9 protein-coding genes are annotated in these 4,200 nt (G+C 38.7%); all 9 read left to right on the forward strand.

Annotation, left to right across the window (positions count from 1 at the left end; all coding sequences use genetic code 11):
• The first annotated feature begins 122 nt into the window (after window positions 1-122).
• Window positions 123-749: a 50S ribosomal protein L4 gene (gene rplD / locus IKV95_RS08300; RefSeq protein WP_287451643.1), complete on the forward strand. Its 627-nt coding sequence runs from the start codon at window positions 123-125 to the stop codon at window positions 747-749.
• Window positions 750-771: 22 nt separating this feature from the next.
• Window positions 772-1,062 (forward strand): 50S ribosomal protein L23, encoded by a 291-nt coding sequence (gene rplW, locus IKV95_RS08305; protein ID WP_287451644.1) that lies wholly within the window; start codon window positions 772-774, stop codon window positions 1,060-1,062.
• Window positions 1,063-1,064: 2 nt separating this feature from the next.
• Window positions 1,065-1,889: a 50S ribosomal protein L2 gene (rplB, locus tag IKV95_RS08310; protein WP_287451646.1), complete on the forward strand. Its 825-nt coding sequence runs from the start codon at window positions 1,065-1,067 to the stop codon at window positions 1,887-1,889.
• A 24-nt stretch (window positions 1,890-1,913) separates the two neighbouring features.
• Window positions 1,914-2,180 (forward strand): 30S ribosomal protein S19, encoded by a 267-nt coding sequence (gene rpsS, locus IKV95_RS08315; RefSeq protein WP_287451647.1) that lies wholly within the window; start codon window positions 1,914-1,916, stop codon window positions 2,178-2,180.
• A gap of 16 nt (window positions 2,181-2,196) precedes the next feature.
• Window positions 2,197-2,625 (forward strand): 50S ribosomal protein L22, encoded by a 429-nt coding sequence (rplV, locus tag IKV95_RS08320; protein ID WP_353734609.1) that lies wholly within the window; start codon window positions 2,197-2,199, stop codon window positions 2,623-2,625.
• 19 nt (window positions 2,626-2,644) lie between these two features.
• Window positions 2,645-3,379, forward strand: a complete 735-nt coding sequence (rpsC, locus tag IKV95_RS08325) for a 30S ribosomal protein S3 (RefSeq protein ID WP_353734610.1) — start codon at window positions 2,645-2,647, stop codon at window positions 3,377-3,379.
• A 23-nt stretch (window positions 3,380-3,402) separates the two neighbouring features.
• Window positions 3,403-3,822 (forward strand): 50S ribosomal protein L16, encoded by a 420-nt coding sequence (gene rplP / locus IKV95_RS08330; protein ID WP_287451648.1) that lies wholly within the window; start codon window positions 3,403-3,405, stop codon window positions 3,820-3,822.
• A gap of 18 nt (window positions 3,823-3,840) precedes the next feature.
• Entirely contained in the window at window positions 3,841-4,050 is a 210-nt protein-coding gene (rpmC, locus tag IKV95_RS08335; RefSeq protein WP_287451649.1) for a 50S ribosomal protein L29, read from the forward strand.
• 21 nt (window positions 4,051-4,071) lie between these two features.
• On the forward strand, window positions 4,072-4,200 hold a 129-nt coding region (gene rpsQ, locus IKV95_RS08340), incomplete at its 3' end, for a 30S ribosomal protein S17 (protein ID WP_287451651.1).

Consider the following 4,200-nt stretch of genomic DNA (forward strand, 5'->3'; position numbering starts at 1 on the left):
ATGGGTAACCGTACAGTGAAGGCTATTAACCTTCAAATCATGAAAATCGTTCCCGAGAAGAATTTGTTAGTTGTGAAAGGTTCAGTACCGGGATCTAAAAACGGATATTTAAAAATAGAAAGATGGAGTTAGAAGTTTTAAGAGTAACCGGTGAATCAACAGGACGCAAAGTTCAGTTGAACGAAAATATTTTCGGAATTGAGCCAAACGATCATTGCATTTATTTAGATGTAAATTTGATCAGAGCAAATCAACGTCAAGGTACACACAAAGCAAAAACTCGTAGCGAGATTGCTGGTAGTACACGTAAGTTGATCCGTCAAAAAGGAACAGGTGGTGCACGTCGTGGTGATATCAACTCACCAGTATTAAGAGGCGGTGGTAGAGTATTCGGTCCACAACCACGTGATTACGGCTTCAAGTTGAACAAGAAAGTTAGACTTCTTGCACGTAAATCAGCTTTGACATACAAAATGAGAGATGCAGAAATTGCTATATTAGAAGACTTCACCTTTGATAGCATCAAAACTAAGAAGATGGTTGAAGTTTTGAATAACCTTAAAGTGAATGGTGGCAAGAACTTGTTTGTATTCCCAGCTACAGATACTAATGTAGTAATGTCAGCAAGAAACATTCAACGCACACAAGTCACACTTGCTCGTAACCTCAACACTTATGATATTCTCAATGCCAAGAAAATTTTCATCTTGGAAAGTTCATTACCACAAATTGAAGAAATTCTTGGATAATTAACCTTAAAAATTAGAAACGATGATTATCATTAAGAAACCTGTAATAACAGAGAAGATGACTGCGATTACTGAAAAACTTAATCGCTATGCATTTATTGTTGACAAACGTGCAAATAAACTGCAAATCAAACAGGCTGTCCAAGACCTTTACGGTGTACAAGTGGAATCAGTCAACACTATTAATTATGAAGGAAAGCTTAAGTCACGTTATACAAAGACTGGCGTTATCAGCGGCAGAAGAGATGCTTTCAAGAAAGCAATCGTGACATTAGCAAAAGGTGAAACTATTGACTTTTTTAGCAATATTTAAAGATGGCTTTAAAGAAATATAAACCAACGACACCGGGTCAGCGCTTCAAAATTATTAGCGCTTTTGACGAAATCACAACAAGCAAGCCAGAGAAGTCATTGCTTGCTACTAAAAAAAGCACCGGTGGACGTAACCACGTAGGTAAAATGACAGTCCGCAATATTGGTGGTGGACACAAACAAAAATATAGAATAATTGACTTCAAACGTGATAAAGACGGTATCCCAGCAGTTGTAAAGACTATTGAATACGATCCAAACCGTACAGCACGTATTGCCCTCGTATTTTACGCCGATGGTGAGAAACGTTATATCATCGCTCCTCAAGGCTTAAAAGTTGGACAAACAATCATGTCTGGTAAAGAAGCTACACCAAACGTAGGTAATGCAATGTTCTTAAGTGATGTTCCATTCGGTACAATCATCCACAACATTGAGTTACGTCCTGGTCAAGGTGCTAAGATGGCACGTAGTGCTGGTGCATATGCACAATTGATGTCACGTGATGGTAAATATGCAATTTTGAAGATGCCTTCAGGCGAAACACGCCTCATCCTTCAAGCATGTAAAGCTACTATCGGTACAGTATCAAATGGTGACCATAACCTTGAAAAATCAGGTAAAGCAGGTCGTAGCCGCTGGTTAGGTCGTCGCCCACGCGTTCGTGGTGTTGTTATGAACCCAGTTGATCACCCAATGGGTGGTGGTGAAGGTCGTGCATCAGGTGGTCTCCCACGTAGCCGTAAAGGTTTACCAGCTAAGGGTTATAAGACACGTGCATTGAAGAATGCTTCAAACAGATACATCATTGAAAGAAGAAAGAAATAATTAACCAGGTAAAAAATTAACAAAATGAGTCGCTCACTTAAAAAAGGACCATATATCCACTATAAACTCGAAAAAAGAGTTTTGGATAATGTTGAAACAGGTAAGAAGACCGTCATTAAGACCTGGTCGAGAGCTTCAATGATTTCACCAGATTTCGTTGGTCAAACTATAGCTGTACACAACGGTAATAAATTCATCCCTGTTTACGTAACAGAAAACATGGTAGGTCATAAGTTAGGAGAATTTGCTCCAACACGTATATTCAGAGGCCATGCCGGAAATAAAAAATGATAAATAAAGAATAAGTATGGGAGCAAGAAAACATAATAGAGCAGAAGCTATAAAAGAAGCACGTAAACACGTTGCTATGGCAAAGTTGAATGACGTGCCTACATCGCCTCGTAAGATGCGTTTAGTTGCTGACATGGTAAGAGGAATGAAAGTGGAACTTGCACTGCATGCCTTAATGTACTCACCTAAAGCTGCTGCAAAACCGATGTATAAATTACTTCGTTCAGCAATAGCAAACTGGGAAGCTAAAAATGAAGGAAAACGTATCGAAGACGCTAACTTGTATGTAAAAGAAGTATTTGTAGATGAAGGTCGTACTTTAAAACGTATTCAACCGGCTCCACAAGGTCGTGCACACCGCATCCGCAAACGTTCTAACCATATCACTATAGTTGTCGATAGTAGAATTGCTGAAGCTAATGTCGAGGCAAAAGTAGAAGAATAAAAATTAATTAGAGTTTACAATGGGACAAAAAACAAATCCAATAGGTCTTAGATTAGGAATCATCAAAGGTTGGGATTCCAATTGGTATGGCGGTAGAGATTTTTCAAAGAAACTTGTTGAAGACGATCAAATCCGTAAATATTTGAACGCACGTCTCGGTAAGGCAGGTATCTCAAAAATTGCTATCGAACGTTCACTTAAACTCGTGACCGTAACTATCTTCACAGCCCGTCCAGGTATGATTATAGGTAGAGGTGGTCAAGAAGTAGATAAATTAAAAGAAGAATTAAAGAAACTCACTGGAAAAGAAGTTCAAATTAATATCAGTGAGATTAAGAGACCTGAACTCGATGCTTATATAGTAGCTAGCACAATCGCTAAACAAATTGAAGGCCGCGTATCATTCCGTCGTGCTATCAAATCAGCTGTGTCAGGAACTATGCGTATCGGAGCAGAAGGTATCAAAGTTATTGCATCAGGCCGTGTTGGTGGCGCTGAAATGGCTCGCCAAGAAACATACAAAGAAGGTCGTATTCCATTGCATACACTCCGTGCAGATATCGATTATTCATTAGTTGAAGCACATACAACTTATGGACGTATCGGTATTAAAGTATGGATCTGCAAAGGTGAGATCTATGGTAAACCTGAGTTAGTACCAACCTCAATTGCAAGTGCTGCTAAAAAACAATCAGCACCAAAGCAAAACGGAGGAGCTCCACGTCGTAATAAACGTAATAGTAGCAATAAGTAAGAGTAAATAAAAATCTATAAACGATGTTACAACCTAAAAGAACAAGATTCAGAAGACCTCAGAAGAGCAAGATAAAAGGTATCGCACATCGCGGACACGAACTTGCATTCGGAACTTTTGGAATAAAATCAATGGAGGACGCATTGATCACAGCTCGTCAAATTGAAGCTGCTCGTCAAGCTGTTACTCGTTACATGAAACGTGAGGGACAAATTTGGATTAGAATATTCCCTGATAAACCTATCACCAAGAAGCCACAAGACGTTCGTATGGGTAAAGGTAAGGGAGATGTTGAATACTTTGCAGCTCGCGTATATCCTGGTCATATGCTTTTCGAAGCTGAAGGCGTTTCATTAGCTATTGCTAAAGAAGCTATGCGTTTAGCCGCTCAAAAGTTACCTGTTACAACTAAATTTGTTGTAAGAAGAGATTATGTTGAATAATAAGAAGGAACAAGCACTATGAAAAAAGAAGCTATCAATGAATTAAGTACAGCTGACTTGATGGAACGTATAGAAGAGCAACGTTTACAATATGTTAAAATGAAGCTCAATCATGCAGTTTCTCCGCTGGATAATCCACATAAATTAGGCGCTTGTCGCAAAGAGATCGCACGTATGATGACAGAACTCAGAAAACGTCAGATCGTTGAAGGTAAAGACAATAAATAATAACGACAATAAGGAATTATCATGGAAAGAAATCTTAGAAAAGAGAGAATAGGCGTTGTTGCTAGCAACAAAATGGATAAAACCATAGTCGTTGTTATTGAACGTCGTACAAAACACCCTATTTACGGTAAATTCGTTAAGAATTCTACA

Origin of the sequence: Brochothrix sp. (assembly GCF_017549435.1) — a bacterium.
GTDB lineage: Bacteria > Bacillota > Bacilli > Lactobacillales > Listeriaceae > Brochothrix > Brochothrix thermosphacta.